This is a genomic window from Enterococcus hulanensis, assembly GCF_005405485.1.
In the GTDB taxonomy this organism is placed as follows: Bacteria; Bacillota; Bacilli; order Lactobacillales; family Enterococcaceae; genus Enterococcus_A; species Enterococcus_A hulanensis.
The window spans coordinates 110,350-126,767 of the sequence record NZ_BJED01000015.1; the positions used below are offsets into that span (position 1 = coordinate 110,350).

Sequence of the window (16,418 nt, forward strand, 5' to 3'; positions counted from 1 at the left end):
TAAAATAATCTTTAGGATTCAGCAAAAGCTATTCAAGCATTCCTGCCAAGCTTTTGCTAGGCTTCTAAAATAATTACTCCCATGATAATGCTCCTTTCTGGTACTAGTTAAATTATAGCATATCAACTGTGAGCAACCGTTGCATTCTATTAGTTACGTTCAAAGACAATAACGCCACCGATGACAGTCATTCTTGGCTGAATGTTTTTGATTTCTTCGGTATCTATTTCAAAAATGTCTTCGTCTAAAACAGTAAAGTCTGCCAAGTGGCCTTTAGTAATTCGTCCTTTTTCGTTCTCTTTAAATTCCAGATAGCTTGACCCGATCGTATAAGCATCGATGGCGGTATAAATATCGACACATTCTTCTGGGTAGAAGCCTTCCTCTGGTTGACCCTGTTGATTCTTTCGTGCGACCGCCGCGTAAATATTCGGGAAGGGATTCAAGTCTTCGACAGGTGCATCCGTCCCATAACCAATCGGTGCGCCTAACTCCGCTAATGTCTTAAACGCATAAGACGTACGAGCTAACTCTTTACCCACACGATCCTCCAGAATCTGCAGATCGTAGTCTAAGAAAATTGGTTGGAAAAAGACAGAAATGTCTTTATCTGCGATTTCCTGTAATAATGGTCGATCCGTGATTTGGCAATGGATCAAAGCATGGCGCAATTTATTTTTTCCATCAATAAAGCCTTCTTGATAAGCAGCCACTGTTTCAGCGATCGCTTCATCACCGATGACATGAGTCACGACCTGCAATCCACGCTGGCTTGCGGCTTTCACTAATTCAACCTGCAAATCATACTCCAATGCGCAAACGCCATGATTGTCCGGCTCATCCAGATAACCATCCCGCATCATAGCCGTCTTTGCACCCAAACTACCGTCTTTAAACATTTTAATCGGACCTAATTTCAAATATTCCTCTTGATAGATCGGCTGCAGTGATTCTACATTGATAATCTGGTCCATTTCCTCTGGCGAATAGGCACAGATTTGATGACGATAACGAACCTTCGTCAAATCCTTTTCATAGATGGCGCGAATCGAATCAAAATCACCATACGTATTCGGCGCAGCGATGTCATTTGATTGCACACTCGTTAGACCGACGCTAGCCGCATAGTTCAATGCCTTGGTCATAAACTGAATCTTTTCCTCAGATGTGTAGCTCGGAATGATTTCTTCGATCCATTGAACGGCATTCTCCGTTAGCACTCCATTTGGATTTCCATCCTCATCACATTCGATCGTTCCGCCGCGAGGAGGGGGCGTGTCTTTTGTGATATTTTTCATCGCCAGCGCTTTAGAATTGACCGCGCAAATATGGCCGCATACTCGCTCCAAAATAACTGGAATCTCCGTAGAAATCTGATCGACATCATGGACATTCAGCACTCTTTTTTCTCCAGAGGTAAACAAGTCCTGATTCCAGCCCATCGTTCGGACACCATTTTTAGTCAACTCAGGATTTTTTGCGATGAACTCTTTTGTTAATTCGATGATTTCTTCGATTGAACGGCAGCTGGATAAATCCACCTGTAAATACGCAGCACCGACACAAGAAATATGGCAGTGGGAATCATTCAAACCTGGAATGATCGTTTTTCCAGTCAGGTCGATAACCTCATCATAGCCTAACTCCTGCAGATCGGCTTTTTTGCCAACGGCACGAATGCGATCGTCTTCAACCAACACTGCCTCTGCGAACTCATCTCTAGCAACATAAAATTTTCCGCCGGTAAATAATTTTTTCATCCGTTATGCCTTCTTTCTTTTAAGTTGTCGATCAAAATACCAATACACCAAGATTCCAAGCACCTGCACACCCATACCTAGAATCGCATTTTGACTATCTTCGGTAAATGTATTGATCAGCAGTCCGATAAATAAAACCGCAGTGATCAAGACAGTCCAAGGATATCCAGCTACGCGATACGGCCGATGCAATTCAGGATAACGTCTGCGCATTACCCAGACAGCAATAATCGTCAAGAGATTATACAGCATCGCGGTAAACACAACTAAGGAAGTTAATTGATCCAAGTTGCGTGAAAAGACCAAGGCAATCGAAAGAAGCATTTGGACCAAGATAGATGCGGTTGGTACTTTATATTTCGGATGCAGTTTAGCGAAGGATTTAAAGAAATGCCCTTCAACGGCCATCGCATAATACATCCGCGGCTGCGCAATAATCAGACCATTGATCCCGCCAAACATTGCTAGGATCATACCCAAAGATACGATGATCCCGCCCCAGTTGCCCAGCACACTTCTAGCCGCTTCAGTACCTAGATAAAGGTTCCCGTTCTCAATGTTCGTCGCGATCGCATCATAAGGAAGCACCTTATAAATTGCAAAATTAAACAAAGTATACAAAATCGTGATCCCGCCGATCCCAACGATTAGGGCTTTAGGCAAGTTTTTCTTAGGATTTTTCATTTCCTCTGTCATAGAATTCAGGTTTGTCCAGCCTTCATACGCCCACAAACTGGCGACAGTAGCGAAGGCGATCATAGGAATAATATCGAAAAACGACGCATCAGGATTCGTCTTCGGTATCAACGACAGATCCGGCTGCTCCGTTCCTAAAAATAATGCGGCAAATAAAATGATCAAAATCGGAATCAGCTTCGCGACCATAGAAACATTTTGTAAAAAGGCGCCCTGTTTGATCCCGAATAAATTATAGACCGTTAATAAAATAATCAAGAATGTCGCGATTATTTTCACTTCCATATCAGAGATAGTCCAAAAGCTTCTCATAGCAGTAGGTAAGGCGATCGCCATCGCAGCGATCGAACCAGGACCGCCGATCAGCCAATCCGTAAAGCCCCGCAAAAAGCCGACTGCCGGATGAAACGCTTCGGTCAAATAAACCGTCGAACCGCCAGCCCGCGGCATACTAACACCTAACTCCGCATAGCATAATCCCGCCAATAAAGTGACTACCCCACCGACGATCCAAGCCAGCAAAGCCAAACCAAGACTCATGCCAGTCCGTTCTAAAACATAAGACCCTAAATAAAAAATCCCAGAACCAATCATGATTCCGCCGATAATACTGACCCCGCCAAAGACGCCTAATTCCCGATTAAACTCCGTCTCTGTCGTACTCAATTCCTGCAAATGTTTCTCTTGCTCCATTCATTAACTCCCCCTTAAGTAAATGTCCAAATATTCTGAAAAAAACAATTTCAAATTAAGCAGACCAAAAGCTCAGCCTGCTCAACTTAAATGTTTTAATTCCCTGAGTAATACAACTCTTTTTTAGATCCTAAAAACGACACCAACGTCTTGATGAAAATAGGTAATAGGATACTTTATTAAATTAACGAAAAAATAACTACGAACGTTACTAAAAAATATTTCGTTTCGCTAAACAAGATGTTTTTCAGTAAGTCCTTTTTAATTCGTTGAAAGTAATGAAAGCGATTATATAGATTAATAATTCCATTCTATCAGAAAAAAACGTTTTGAGAAGGTTGGATTTAAGAAGAGGGATTTTCAAATAGTAACAAGAAGTTCAGAGATGGAAGAGGAGAGTATGGCAATCAGATTTCTGATTGGGAAATGCTGGATGATAGCATTATTGAACATGCTATAATGAAGAAAAATTTTGGAGGGCTATATTCATGGTGACACCTTATATAATTTTTTACAGACAATGCGAAGAAGCGATGGATTATTATGAAAAGATTTTTTCTGGCAAAAACAAAGAAATTCTTAGATACAATGACTACATCCCTGACGGAGTCACCGAAGACGTAAGCAATTATGTCCTTCATGGAAAAATGGAGCTATTCGATACCGAATTTACCTTCGCAGATGAATTTTCTAAGCCCGTTGTTTCTGGAAACAACATCCATTTAACTATACATCCTAGTGATTTAGCTGAAGGCACAAAAATGTATAACGAGCTAAAAGAAAAAGGCGAAGTATTCCTTCCGCCTACAGAAACTTTCTACAGTCCGCTGCACACTGTCGTTCAAGATAAGTTTGGAATTGTGTGGAATATCATAGTCGTTTAAGCTGTTTCCACAAATCTGGTTAGCTAGGTTACGGATCTGATAAAAGTTTATACTTTTTAATGATGAAAAAAATCCTTTGCCGTTTTATCGACAAAGGATTTTTTGTAGGGAAGCATAGCAGCTTTAATGGAAACCAATTTTTGAGTAGTTGAAGAACGTTGATTTACTGGTATTCCCCATCCATATTATGTTCGCTTTTTATTCCCTCTAGGTGTAAGTTAACTGCCAGGAAACATTGGTTTAATAGTATTCCTGAGAGGTAACATACATCTTATCAGGGGTTTGGTAGTGTAATATTTTTACTGCCTGATTCCTTTAAAAATCGACTTTTGACTCTTTTGAAAAAGCGAAAATGATGTTGCTAGTCATTTGATCGGTAATATCTTTACGATTTTTAATACGGCATCAATAGTTTTTTTCGGAATATATATATACGCGGTATGCTGTATATGAAATCATATAGGAGGGATCAGAAATGTTTAGATTACTACAACCAAATAAATAAAAGCCGGAAAGCGATTAAAGCAGATCAAAGATGAAATTAATATCTCTTTCACGGAGTTTGGCGGCCGACCTAGATTGAAGAAGCCGACGATTAGTTCTTATTTTCAAGGATATAATTTAGCAACGATTGATGTGATTGAAAAGGTGGCTAAGATCAGCGGAAGGTCTGTTGGCTGGTTTTATTTTGGAGAGATAGAAGAATATATCGCGGATTATCTGACTTTAACAGAACAAGGTGAGCTAGTGAAGGAATAGCCGGATATGGTGAGGAAGATCAAAGAAGAATTTTTGACTTATGATTTTAAAAATCTGGTTTGGGAAAATGAAGTAGGCTATTCGATGGAAGAATTCATGGATGATTATTTTGCGGATATTCTGCCAGAGATAATGACTCTCTATGTATCTGACATAGTAGATGAACAAGTCGCGAGTTCGGAGAAATTGAGGGGGAGTGACCGATAAAGAAAAGGAAGAAGTCACGGTCATAATCGCTTCGGATATAAACGACTTTATTGATATGAGTGGTGAAATAAAGTTCGGTGAAAAAGAAAAAATCGTCAAGATGGTTGATGCGGGCATCGACAACATTGAAAAAAAAGGGACGGTTGAATTCACAGAAGCATATTAAATTGGGAAATTGATCAATGTTCTTGATGATGATAAAGCAACGGAGCAGATGATCTCCGATTTATCACAAGATATGACGGATAAACCATTTTCTATTTTTTTGGTGGAGAAGAATTAGTGGAGATATTTCAAGCTATGCGACCAGCGTTGATGAAGTTATATGCGGAGAAGACACCAGATGAAGTTCATGAGTGGTTTAAGAAATAAAAAACATCTATCCGTATTTGATAGATGTTTTAACATGAAGGACTATAATACGCTCGCTTATTTATAAATAGAAAAGAATATTCTACTTATATTGTTGCTTGCTGTGTTTAAATTAAGACGATTCTTTATTATTTTGAATTGATTTTGAGTTAATCTCGTGTAATCATATCGTTTACTAAGAAGCTCTAAAGGAGTTTTCTTATAAGAAATAAGACTAAGTAATGTTGAACATTGGTAGGAAGACAATTTACAAGAGAAAATCAGACCTTTTACTATATTGAGTAGCTCTAACATTTTGGTATCATCATTAATAAATCTATAAGTAAAGCCCAAACCGAATTGCATCTTTCGCTCATATTTATCTATCGATGTAACTCCGTAAATTCTGTTCATTATTTTATAGTACAGTATCCAAAATTGTTTTTTTGATCTAGAGCTTCTTTTATAATTATAAAAATCTCGTTTGATGTTATTAGCTATTTTTTTGAATTTACTTTCAGAGATGCTAATTGATAATTTATTTTTATCAGAGGTGAAATGATATCCAAGGTAATCAAAATTTATTTTTTTATTATTCTCGAAAACTGAAAATTCAGTTTTTGTTTCGTTTAATAATAAAGAATGAGTCTTGAATACTTCTCTTAGAATGTTCAAATCGTTATTAAAATCTATTCTACTATTATTATAATTGATTATTATTATGTCATCTACATATCTAAAATAGAAAATGGGGTTAAAAGCTGTACGTATGTCTTGATCAAAGTTTTCTAGGTAAACTTCAGAGAGAGCATTTGAAAATGGTAAGCCCAAAGGAATTCCAGAAACAGCACTTGAGAAAAACATTGGTTTTAGGATATCTACCGTGGAGAGAGACAACATATTCCCTTGCGATACTTTTTTATATAAAGAATGCTTGTTAATGGAAGGGAAAAAATTCTTAATGTCCGAACGGATGATTCTTAGGTCTATTTTCGGAAGGAAATAGCTTTCATGATCTCCATGAGTCAATGTTTCAATAAGCTGTTTTATGATTTGCTCTCTACTAGCTAATCTAATTCCATATTTTTTTTCTATTTCTATTTTAATATCAAAAAATATTTTTTTTTCATTTTTTGTGGGATTATAAAAAATTCGTTGCCCAGTATTGATCTTATTCAATTTAGGAATAGATTTCAATTGAAAAACTCCTTTTTTTACTAGACTCCTTCTCCTCACTCAAGTAAAAGAGTGAGGAGTAAATGCTCGATTAAAGCATTTGGCTACAAATTAATTGAGTAACCATCATGTGTGTATTCCGCCCTGCAATTTAAGAAGCCAATCTATTAACTACTTATCAAGGTTGGAATTGTAGTTCTCATTGAGACCTACAAGGAGGCTAGTGTATAATATGAAACATATTACATTAGAATTTTATTATAAAATCGTCCATGTTTCAACTAAAGTATTAAAGGAGAACATCATGAAAAAAAATTTGTTTTTGAGAACGGATGTCTTACCAGAAGAAATTCCAATTCTTTTTTCTAATAAAGCAGTATATATGAATTTTACTAAACAAAGAATGAAACTTCATAGGGACAGTAGTAAATTGTTGGAATCTGTAACTGTGCCTCTTTTTTTTCATATACCTAAGTCTTCGAATGAAAAAAGGAAAATAGGACTTCTACACCCAATTGCACAAATTCAAACATTCGATTATATGCTCAGATATGAACAATTGATTTTATCTTTTTGTGAAAATTCGACTTATAGTGTTAGATCGCCAATGAAGAGAAATCGTCCTAAAATTAAGGATATTGAACTTAGAAAAAAAGAGATAGCTAAGATCGAAGAAGAATATAGTTTTAATGAAAAATTATCTGTAACAAGTGAAGAAGATCAAATTCTATTTTACAATTTCTTTTCTTATAGAAAATATAAGAAGATTACTGATTTATATAACTCACCTAGATTTAATAGAGATAAATATAAATATAATTTTTTTTTAAAACTAGATATACAAAGATGTTTTCCTAGTATTTATACACATTCTTTAGCATGGGCAATATTTGGAGATAAGTCTTTAGCCAAATATTATAGAGGTGTTGATAATTCTTTTCCAAATGCAAGTGATAAAATTTCTCAAAAAATTAACTTTAATGAAACTCATGGTTTGGTTGTAGGACCAGAATTTTCTCGTGTAATAGCTGAATTACTTTTTACTCGAATTGATATTGATTTAGAGATTTTCGCAAAAAAAAGTGGTTTACAAAATAAAAGGGAATATTCATTATATCGATTTATTGACGACTATTTTATCTTTGCAACGAAAAAGGAGCACATCGAGTTACTACAGTCGTTCCTACGTAGTGAATTAGAAAAGTATAATTTGACTTTAAATATCGGAAAAACTGAATTGCAAGAAAAACCTTTTGAGATATACGATGCTTCGATAATTGGTTTGAAGAGAGTGATTAAGGAATTTGAATTTGATAAGTTACTATCTGCAGTGAAAAAAAATATTGCATTTGAAGACTATAAAGGTGAAAAAAATCAGTGGAATGATCTGTTTTTTAAGATAGAAAATTTGATTGCAATGTACCCGAATTCTAAAAGTAGAACAATTAATTACTTTCTGAAAACTATTCGAGGAGCAATATTTTATGATGGAGAATATAAACATCGACATGTGATTTCTAATATTTTGGAAATTATAACTAATATTTTCACTTTAGATATAAACCACAAAAGCACTAACTATCTAATTGCAATATTTGCTAAACTGCTGGGTCAAATTAAGGACTTGAATCGGGAATATGAAATAAGACGAAAAGAACTCTCTTCAACAAAAAGCAATAATGAAGAGATTGGGAAAAAAATAAAAGAGATAGACAAAGAACTTGAGTCTTTAAAATATTTACAAGAAAAAATGTTTCAACACTTATTTCTGGTTTTAAAAAACAATATTGGAAAGATTGAGGATATGTATGACATTTTCATACTTATGAAACTCCTAAATAAAAAATTGTCATCTAGTTTTTTATGTAAAGTGTTATCAGAAAAAAGGGACTCATATTTTGTTTGTTGTAGCATTGCTTATTATATTTTGGAAGATGATTTGTCAAGGTTAGATACTAGATATATAACTGTAATAAACAAATTAAAATCAATTATAGACGAGAAAATATATGATTATTTAGAAAAGGGCGCAAAATATCCAATCCTTGAAGGTGAATATTTTTATTTTTTAAATGATTTTTCAAAATATCCAGGATTTCGAAATAACCTGCGAAAAAAATATGACAAGCTTTTAAAGAAAGAATACAAAAGAACTATTTTAGATGCTAAAGGAAATATAATAGGTGATGAACTTGATATTTGGAAATCTATTACTAGATACTCATATTATGATTGGAATACAACGACTGAAACATTTGTCAGGAAAATCGCTAAGAAAAGCTCTAATATGGCTAGAATAGATAACTCAAGTGATTATTAATCCTTTTAATTTAAATGAAACCAACCCTGCCAGAAAATTTCTTGGCAGGGTTTTTGGCAGGAAACTATTTGATTTTTAGTGTTTTTAATCCGTTCTACATTCCAAGAAACGCTGTAAAATAGGCTTTCTCACTTCAATTTATAGTGGCTCTTTATTCCCACTCTACTGTAGCTGGCGGCTTGCTCGTAATATCATACACGATCCGGTTCACATGAGCGACTTCATTCACGATCCGAACAGAGATTTTTTGCAGGACATCCCAAGGAATTCGAGCAAAGTCTGCGGTCATACCATCGATCGAAGTTACTGCACGGATACCGACTGTGTAATCATACGTACGACCGTCTCCCATAACTCCGACTGAACGGATGCCGGGAAGGACAGTGAAGTATTGCCAGATATCGCGGTCAAGACCAGCGTTAGCGATTTCTTCACGTAAGATCGCGTCTGATTCGCGGACGATTTCTAGTTTTTCTTCTGTTAATTCACCAAGGACACGGATACCTAGACCTGGTCCTGGGAATGGTTGGCGCCAAACGATTGAGTCAGGCATACCAAGCTGTGTTCCTAATTCGCGGACTTCGTCTTTGAATAGGGTATTTAGCGGTTCGATCAGTTCGAACTGCATATCTTCTGGTAAGCCGCCAACGTTATGGTGTGATTTGATTGTTTGAGCGGTTTCTGTACCAGATTCGATCACATCGGTATAAAGCGTTCCTTGAGCTAGGAAGGAAATGCCTTCTTCACCAGCAAGCTTCGTTGCTTCGTCGTCGAATACATAGACGAATTCATTACCGATGATTTTACGCTTTTGTTCTGGATCAGAAACGCCGGTTAATTTGTTTAAGAAGCGATCTTTGGCATCGACCTTGATGATGTTCAGGCCGAATTTTCCGCCTAGTGCTTCCATTACTTGTTCGCCTTCATCTTTACGTAATAGACCGTGGTCTACGAAAATCGAGGTTAATTGATCGCCGATCGCTTTTTGTAAAAGCACACCAACGACACTTGAGTCCACGCCGCCTGATAGGCCAAGCAGGACTTTTTTATCGCCGACTTGTTCGCGGATTTTTGCGACTTGCATATCAATGAAGTTATCCATGCTCCAGTCGCCTTTACATTGACACACATCTAGGGCAAAGTGACGTAATAAGTCGTTGCCGTATTCTGAATGGCGTACTTCTGCGTGGAATTGGATTCCGTAGAAGTTGCGGTTGGTGTCTTGGATCGCTGCAATCGGGCAGTCTTTGCTGGTGCCGACTTTTTCAAAGCCTTCCGGAACTTGTGTCACCAAGTCGCCGTGGCTCATCCAAACAGTTTGTTCTTTTGGTGTTCCGACAAATAGGACAGCATCGTCAGAAATAACTTCCAAGGTTGCTTGACCGTATTCACGATTTTTAGCGGGTTCGACTTTTCCGCCTAAGTTATATGTGATCAACTGCATGCCGTAGCAGATACCTAAGACTGGAATTCCTAATTCAAAGATTTTTGGATCGATGGAGAAGGCTCCTTCGTCATAGACACTGTTTGGACCACCTGATAAGATGATCCCTTTTGGATTCATGGCTTTGACTTCTTCAGCAGTGATGCGGTGGCTCATAAGTTCTGAGAAGACACCGAATTCACGGATACGACGAGTGATTAATTGGTTATACTGACTACCATAATCAAGTACAATGATCTTTTCTACGTTTGTCATTTCGGTAGAAACGTTTGTCACAATTATTACCCCTTTTCAAGTTTTATTATAAAAGAAAGCAAGCTTTCTTTATAAGCTAGTATTTACGCAAATAAATTTCATCAATGATATGATGCTTTGCCTTGTGCAAGATAATATCAGCTCGACCTCGTGTTGGCAAGATATACTCTTCCAAATTCTTCAAGTTGACATTTTTCCAGACATCTTGGGCCATCGAAAGGGCGGCTTTGCGATCCCCGATAGCATATTCATAATAGTAGTTGTCCGGATCTTTAAAAGCGGTATCCAGCAAGGATTCGAAACGCTCCAAATACCATCTTTCCACCATCTTCGGATCAGCATCCACATAAATCGACAGATCAAAAAAGTCGCTGACATAGATTTGCTGGTTGGCCGGCAGCTGCAAAGTATTGATTCCTTCCACAATCAAAATATCCGGAGAATCGATCATTTCATATTCGCCGTCCACGATATCATAGACATCATGAGAATATTTTGGGATCGGAATATTTTCTTTGCCGGATTTCACTTCATTTAAGACATCGATCAATTTCTCCATGTCATAGCTTTCAGGAAATCCTTTGCGATCCATGATTCCGCGTTCTTCTAAAACAGCGTTCGGATACAAGAAACCATCTGTGGTGATCAGCTGGACCGTTTGATGTTTGAATAAGCGGTCCAATAAGGTTTGTAATAAACGAGCGGTGGTACTTTTTCCGACAGCCACACTTCCGGCGATCCCGATAATAAAAGGCGGCATCTTTACATAGCGATGCAGGAACAACCCTTTACTTAAAGTTAGCGACTCAAAATCTTTCATATAAAGATGGATCAAATGACACAAAGGTACATAAACATCGGCCACATCCTTCATTGAGATTTGGTCGTTCAAACTTTTGATATTATCAAGCTCTGCTTGCGTCAACGGTGTGTTTCCCGGTGTGTAGAAATCTTGCCACTGGTCACGGGCGATCCGGAAATAGTTCCCTCTTTCGTTCATAATAACCTCCTTCTAATGAATTCATTTTTCAAAAGGCGAAAAATGAGTTTGATCTTCATTCTGCTAGGTATCTCAGTTCGACTTGGTCAAAGCAATTACGAAGAGAGATGTTGTCATCCATTGATAACTGCGCTTATTCTACCATAAAAATAGTGTTAGAAAGTTGCCCATTCCCAAGAAAATCCGAATAATTTTCTGTTGAGAAACGCTATCTCCCATTTTAGCCGAAAAAAACATAAAAAAGCTATTGTAATGGTAGGAGTTTCATTGTTTTTTTAGTTGCGGGCACGAAAATTCGTGAGATGTTAAGAATCGACGTTAAAAAGTGTATTATAGAAGCAACTATTTCAATAAGGCAGGTGCCAAAATGAAAAACCTTGAAGAAATGACGCTGGAGGAACTGTGGGAATTGTTTCCTATTATATTGAAGGAACATCGTGCTGATTATGCTGATTGGTTTGAAGAAGAGCAGCAGAATTTAACGAAGCTTTTGGCCGAGTTCGAAATTCAGCGAATCAATCACATCGGCAGTACGTCGGTTGAAGGATTAATCGCTAAGCCGATCGTGGACATTTTACTGGAATTGCCGGAGGGCTATGATCTTGAAAAAGTTACGGCACTGCTGCAAAAGGCTGGTTGGATCTTAATGATTAAAGACAAGGAAAAACAAACCTTGGATTTGAACAAGGGCTACACACTTACTGGCTTTGCGGAAAAAGTCTATCATTTGCATGTGCGAGCGTTGGGTGATTGGGATGAACTTTATTTTAGAGATTATTTGCAAAAATATCCGGAAGCTGCTCGGCAATATGAAGAGCTGAAATTGTTGTTGAAGGAAAAATATGAACATAATCGCGATGCGTACACTGATGCAAAAGCTGAATTTGTACAGAAATATAGTCAAAAGGCGCGGGAAGAATTCGGGACGCGCTACATGGCTAAATAAATCCGGCCATTCGTGCTATGATAAGAAAGAAGTTTAGTAAGAGGAGATGGTATATATGAAAAAGATCGTTTTATTTGGCGACAGCTTGTTGGCTGGCGTGATGAATGGCGAGCCGAGCGATATTTTAGATAAATATATCCTTGATGAGCTGGCAGGAATGGGATTTCCAGGGTATCACTTAGTCAAGTTGGGCAATCGGGGAGAGTCTTCTTCTGATGGATTGGCTCGGATCAATGAGGCAGTAGAGGCAGAAGGCGATTTTTTGGTAATCTCTTTTGGAACCAACGATTCGCTGAAGCAGAAAAATACTGTTGAGGAATTTGGTGAAAATATCAAAGAGATCATCGAATCCTTCGATGCGTCAAAAGTGATTTTACTGACGACTGGGTATATTGATACGGATACTTTACCGATTGGTGACAATGATCGCCAACGACGATATGCTGAAAAAGCGAAACAAGTTGCAGAAGAGGTTGGTGTCAACGTGCTTGATCTTCATCATCACATGACCGTTTATCCAAGACCAAATGAGTTTGTGCAAAAATTCGATGGTATTCATCCTTCCACAGAAGGCTACCATTTCTTAGGCGCGTTAATTGCACGAGACATCAAAGAAAAATTATTAGCAGAAGGGTAAGTTTATGGCAAATCATTATTATTCCGAAAATCCCGAAACAGCTCACGACCTGCATCAATGGTCGTTTGAGTTAGCGGGGAAAAATTTTCAATTCGTTACCGATAGCGGAGTGTTCTCCCGCGATACTGTCGATTATGGTTCTCGAGTTTTGATCGATCATTTTGAAGCAGCGGATTTACCTGAAGGAACATTGTTAGATGTAGGTTGCGGCTATGGTCCTATCGGTATGGCGTTAGCTTATCAGACACAGCGTCCAGTTGAAATGATCGACGTGAACAATCGGGCGGTCGAGTTGGCGCAAAATAATGCCAAGCGCAATGGGATCGAAGCAGATATCCATCAATCCAACATTTATGAAACCTTGCATCAAAAAGAGTACGCGGCGATTATCAGTAATCCGCCGATTCGCGCTGGAAAAAAAGTCGTTCATCAAATTTTAAGTGATGCAGAACCTTTATTAAAAGTTGGCGGCACGCTGACGATCGTGATCCAAAAGAAACAAGGTGCCCCCAGTGCGAAGAGCAAGATGGAAGAGGTCTTCGGCAACGCGGAGATCGTGACAAAAGACAAAGGCTACTATATTATTCGCAGTGTGAAGGAATAATAAAATCCTGTTAGTTCAGATTTTGGGCTAGCAGGATTTTTTCATAAAAGGAAAAGGCTTGCAAGTGGAGTGAAAGAAACGCTATAATCACATTGACTCATGTTTTTCACAAATGTGATAAAAGGGGAGCGAGTGTATGCAAAAAGAAGAAGATAAATTATTGGTTCGCATTGCCGAAATGTATTATCAAGAAGATAAAAATCAAAGCCAGATTTCAAAGGAATTGAATATCCACCGCAGTACGATCAGCCGCTTGTTGAAGCGTTCGCGAAATGAAGGAATCGTGAATATCTCCATCAACTATGATAAGGCGGGAACTTACAGCATCGAAAAAGAGCTGCAGGAAAAATTCGATCTGGAAAAGGCTATCATCGTTCAAGCCGGCGCGGATCTAAGCCGTACCCAAAAGGATAAATTATTAGCACAAGGAGTCGGTGAATATCTTACGGAGATCATCAAGGATGATATGATCTTTGGTTTTTCATGGGGAGAAACGATGTCCGCGATACCTGAGGGGCTGACAAATTATGATGTGGAAAATATTTTGTGTGTACCGATGATTGGCGGACCTTCTGGCCGATTGATCAGTGACTATCACGTTAACACCATCGCGTATGAAGCATCGAAGAAACTGAACGGCCGAGCATTATTAATTGATTCGCCGGCATTTCCTGAAACGGTCGCATTGAAGAAGGCATTGATGGAAAATGAGTTCAATCAGGAATTGATCGATTATTGGCGGAAGATCGATATCGCCATTTTAGGGATCGGTTCGCCAACATTGAAGGCAAGCGAGAGCTGGAAGCAGTTCTATGGCGAGGATGTTCTGGCTTATTTAGAAGGAAAAAAAGTTGTTGGTGATGTGGTGTCGCGCTTTTATAATATTGAGGGCGAACACATTGATAATACTTTAGATGATCGCATGATCGGGATCGATATCTCTGATTTGAAGCGGACACCGTACCGGATCGGTGTGGCCGAAGCTGTCGATAAAGCAGATGCGATCGCCAGTGCACTAAAAGGCCGTTACATCAATGTCTTAGTTACGACAGAAGAAACGGCACGAGAAGTGTTGAAAAGATAAGCGATGCAAAACGAACTTCACGAAGCAATTTTTCAGCGATCGGCTGATGAAGCTCGTGAAGTTTTTTATACTTACGGAGGAAAAGCTATGCAAGTTATTCGTTTGCTTCAAACCATTTTAATTTTACTAAGCCGCAAGCAGGTGACCGCAAAAGAATTGGCGGAGCGATTTCAAGTTTCTGTCCGTACGATTTATCGCGATGTGGATGCCTTGAGTCTGGCGGGCGTGCCTGTTTATGCGAATAAAGGACGGAATGGCGGTATTTTTCTAGATGAATCCTACCATGTCAGTAATGCTTTGATTGAAAAAGAGGAGCAGGATGATCTATTCTTAGCGCTGCATTTATTACAGTCTGTTGGTTTAGCCGATACAGAAGAGCTGTTGGAAAAAATGGGGACGGTTTATGATTGGAGCGAATGGTTGGAAGTCGATCTGAGTCAGACGGAGATCACCAGCCAGACCTTTGAGCAGATTAAAGAGGCGCTGTTCAATCATTGTGAGATAACTTGTATCTATCATACTGAATATGGTCAGACTCGTCTGTTGTCATTAGCACCAAAACGGGTAGTGTATAAGTATCAGACCTGGTATCTGCTTGCTTGGGAATTGGAAAAAGAAGAATGGCGATTATTCTCCCTCAAACAAATCAGAGAGGTTGCTTTAAAAGAGCCGATCAACTATTCATTTCCTGAAGAGGTACTGATTTTTCCGCAATTGACCGTTCGTTTACGTTTTAGTAAGCGGATCGCCTATAAAAAATATGCGGAGTTTGCGGATTTTGATTGGAAAGACAATGCGGATAGTAGTTTCGATGCGTCATTGACCTTTGCGGAATTCGATGATTTGTATCGTTTCCTGATTCCATTGGGAAAAAATGTTGAAATCCTTGAACCTAGCTGGATTCGCGAAAAAGTACTGAATTATGTCGGTTCTTTTTACGAGAATCATTTTTAATATGACATGTTCTGGCAACTTGTTCCGTTAGACTAAAGAAAAAGGAGGAGTTAACTATGCAATTCGAACCAATCGTTAAACCAGATCAATGGATTCTTTCACAAAGCTTTACTGTAAAAGTGGAGGAAATACCGCAAGTAATTGGACCAACCTTCATGAAACTAGGAGGTTTTATCCAAGAACAAAACATAAAAATTTTGAGCACGCCCTTTGTTTCCTTCAAAAATATGGATGAGCATGGCGGCTTAGATGAATCCGCAATTGAAATGGAGGTCGGTTTTCCAGTAGCAGAAGAAGTGGAAAATGCGAAGAAGATCGATAGCGACAGCTATTTTCTCCCATCCTATAAGGCAATGTCTGGACTGTATGTCGGTAAATATGAAGATATGACAGAGCCTTATTTTGCAATGATGGCTGAGATCAAAAAAATCGGCGGGAAGTTCAGCGGAATTTCTTATGAGTATTATCTCAGCGATGAAGAAATTCCCGAGGAGCAGCAAGAAACGATCATGGAGTTAGTGTACGAATAAGCAGCAGATAGTAAAAGCCGCGACTTGGGTCGCGGCTTTTATTTATGGGCCTAGATGCCCAGTTTCGGACGTATTTTGTCCGAAACAAATAAACTACCCGCTATGCGGGTAAGAGACA

The 16,418-nt window shown here is 38.4% G+C and carries 16 protein-coding genes; 11 read left to right on the forward strand and 5 right to left on the reverse strand.

Annotated features, from left to right (window positions below):
• Positions 1-149: 149 nt before the first annotated feature.
• Both FFR60_RS16270 and FFR60_RS16275 read right to left on the reverse strand, forming a co-directional pair.
• The gene (locus FFR60_RS16270; RefSeq protein WP_137664947.1) at positions 150-1,760 is read right to left on the reverse strand and encodes an amidohydrolase; all 1,611 of its coding nucleotides are present in this window, start codon (positions 1,758-1,760) and stop codon (positions 150-152) included.
• A gap of 3 nt (positions 1,761-1,763) precedes the next feature.
• A complete protein-coding gene (locus FFR60_RS16275; protein WP_171004958.1) occupies positions 1,764-3,149 on the reverse strand; it encodes an APC family permease in 1,386 nt (461 codons plus the stop codon).
• A gap of 488 nt (positions 3,150-3,637) precedes the next feature.
• Between FFR60_RS16275 and FFR60_RS16280 the strand changes: the two genes are divergently transcribed.
• From FFR60_RS16280 to FFR60_RS22990, 4 genes are all read left to right on the forward strand, one after another.
• On the forward strand, positions 3,638-4,033 hold the full coding sequence (locus tag FFR60_RS16280; protein ID WP_137664948.1) for a VOC family protein: 396 nt from the start codon (positions 3,638-3,640) through the stop codon (positions 4,031-4,033).
• A 579-nt stretch (positions 4,034-4,612) separates the two neighbouring features.
• Positions 4,613-4,792 carry a hypothetical protein gene (locus FFR60_RS16285; protein WP_137664949.1) on the forward strand — a complete coding sequence of 60 codons (180 nt, stop codon included), beginning with the start codon at positions 4,613-4,615 and terminating at the stop codon, positions 4,790-4,792.
• Between the two features lie 6 nt (positions 4,793-4,798).
• Complete coding sequence (locus tag FFR60_RS22985) at positions 4,799-4,999, forward strand: hypothetical protein (RefSeq protein ID WP_249355023.1); 201 nt, start codon at positions 4,799-4,801, stop codon at positions 4,997-4,999.
• Positions 4,989-5,165 (forward strand): hypothetical protein, encoded by a 177-nt coding sequence (locus FFR60_RS22990; protein ID WP_249355024.1) that lies wholly within the window; start codon positions 4,989-4,991, stop codon positions 5,163-5,165. Before FFR60_RS22985 ends, FFR60_RS22990 begins: the two co-directional genes overlap by 11 nt.
• A gap of 263 nt (positions 5,166-5,428) precedes the next feature.
• Here FFR60_RS22990 and FFR60_RS16295 read toward each other — a convergent pair whose 3' ends face one another.
• Complete coding sequence (locus FFR60_RS16295) at positions 5,429-6,547, reverse strand: RNA-directed DNA polymerase (protein WP_137664950.1); 1,119 nt, start codon at positions 6,545-6,547, stop codon at positions 5,429-5,431.
• A 283-nt stretch (positions 6,548-6,830) separates the two neighbouring features.
• Here FFR60_RS16295 and FFR60_RS16300 point away from each other — a divergent pair, with 283 nt between their 5' ends.
• Positions 6,831-8,846 (forward strand): RNA-directed DNA polymerase, encoded by a 2,016-nt coding sequence (locus tag FFR60_RS16300; RefSeq protein WP_249355025.1) that lies wholly within the window; start codon positions 6,831-6,833, stop codon positions 8,844-8,846.
• A 151-nt stretch (positions 8,847-8,997) separates the two neighbouring features.
• Here the strand turns inward: FFR60_RS16300 and guaA are convergent, their stop codons facing one another.
• Positions 8,998-10,566, reverse strand: coding sequence for a glutamine-hydrolyzing GMP synthase (guaA, locus tag FFR60_RS16305; protein WP_137664952.1), 1,569 nt, complete (start codon positions 10,564-10,566; stop codon positions 8,998-9,000).
• 55 nt (positions 10,567-10,621) lie between these two features.
• On the reverse strand, positions 10,622-11,545 hold the full coding sequence (coaA, locus tag FFR60_RS16310) for a type I pantothenate kinase (protein ID WP_088933756.1): 924 nt from the start codon (positions 11,543-11,545) through the stop codon (positions 10,622-10,624).
• A gap of 367 nt (positions 11,546-11,912) precedes the next feature.
• Here coaA and FFR60_RS16315 point away from each other — a divergent pair, with 367 nt between their 5' ends.
• The 6 genes from FFR60_RS16315 (at position 11,913) to FFR60_RS16340 (ending at position 16,300) form a co-directional block, all read left to right on the forward strand.
• Positions 11,913-12,491, forward strand: coding sequence for a GrpB family protein (locus FFR60_RS16315; protein ID WP_137664953.1), 579 nt, complete (start codon positions 11,913-11,915; stop codon positions 12,489-12,491).
• Positions 12,492-12,546: 55 nt separating this feature from the next.
• Positions 12,547-13,128 (forward strand): SGNH/GDSL hydrolase family protein, encoded by a 582-nt coding sequence (locus FFR60_RS16320; RefSeq protein WP_137664954.1) that lies wholly within the window; start codon positions 12,547-12,549, stop codon positions 13,126-13,128.
• A 4-nt stretch (positions 13,129-13,132) separates the two neighbouring features.
• Positions 13,133-13,732, forward strand: a complete 600-nt coding sequence (locus FFR60_RS16325; protein WP_137664955.1) for a class I SAM-dependent methyltransferase — start codon at positions 13,133-13,135, stop codon at positions 13,730-13,732.
• Between the two features lie 136 nt (positions 13,733-13,868).
• Positions 13,869-14,816, forward strand: coding sequence for a sugar-binding transcriptional regulator (locus FFR60_RS16330; protein ID WP_137664956.1), 948 nt, complete (start codon positions 13,869-13,871; stop codon positions 14,814-14,816).
• 87 nt (positions 14,817-14,903) lie between these two features.
• Positions 14,904-15,770 carry a helix-turn-helix transcriptional regulator gene (locus FFR60_RS16335; protein ID WP_137664957.1) on the forward strand — a complete coding sequence of 289 codons (867 nt, stop codon included), beginning with the start codon at positions 14,904-14,906 and terminating at the stop codon, positions 15,768-15,770.
• 56 nt (positions 15,771-15,826) lie between these two features.
• Positions 15,827-16,300, forward strand: a complete 474-nt coding sequence (locus FFR60_RS16340; RefSeq protein ID WP_137664958.1) for a GyrI-like domain-containing protein — start codon at positions 15,827-15,829, stop codon at positions 16,298-16,300.
• Positions 16,301-16,418 lie beyond the last annotated feature (118 nt).